Annotated in this window: 2 protein-coding genes; both read left to right on the plus strand. The window is 49.5% G+C overall.

Annotated elements, in window-relative coordinates; translation table 11 throughout:
- The first annotated feature begins 97 nt into the window (after positions 1–97).
- On the plus strand, positions 98–307 hold the full coding sequence (locus R0J87_RS18430; RefSeq protein WP_161443297.1) for a hypothetical protein: 210 nt from the start codon (positions 98–100) through the stop codon (positions 305–307).
- A partial coding sequence (locus R0J87_RS18435; protein ID WP_498887985.1) for a hypothetical protein occupies positions 291–552 on the plus strand: 262 nt, incomplete at its 3' end. The genes R0J87_RS18430 and R0J87_RS18435, both read left to right, overlap by 17 nt.

The raw sequence follows: 552 nt of genomic DNA on the forward strand, positions 1-552 counted from the left end.
ATTCTAGCGTGTTAGTCCCGAATTTTGGCTATTTACAATCCCGATTCTTTTCATTTACGCTGTACACAAATCGGGATTAATAGACATCAAGTTGCCCATGACTCAGCCCCTGTATTACGAACAAAACGCCGATGGCTCTGGCTTCGCCTTCATTGACGGTGAACCTGAGTACTTCCGTTCGTCCGCTGAGTTACATCAAATCGGTCTGGAATTTTACCCTCAGGGTTATGAGCTGTATCTCGTTACGCCTGAGAACTGGCAGCAACTCTACGACATGGGAGTCTTCGAACATGAAAACGATTATTGACTTCCTGTCCTTCACTTGGACGCCTGTCGAACTGGCCCATGTACTGGAACTTGCCAAGGCTGGCGCGACCGTCAAGGCCGTCCGTCACTTCGACTTTGTTGAGTCCGGCAAGCGTGTCGATAACTTCGCACTGGATACGGGCAAGATTGATTATGCGGCGGAAGTTCGTCGCCTGCTGAAAAACACTGACTTTGTCATTGGCGGTGATGCGCGCCGTTTTCATGAGGTCAAATCTGACCTGCTTG

The organism is Halomonas sp. SIMBA_159 (assembly GCF_046536035.1).
In the GTDB taxonomy this organism is placed as follows: Bacteria; Pseudomonadota; Gammaproteobacteria; order Pseudomonadales; family Halomonadaceae; genus Vreelandella; species Vreelandella venusta_A.

Excerpts from the sequence above, each read along its gene's own strand:
- R0J87_RS18430 (WP_161443297.1), top strand. The coding sequence starts at position 98 with ATGACTCAGCCCCTGTATTACGAACAAAACGCCGATGGCTCTGGCTTC.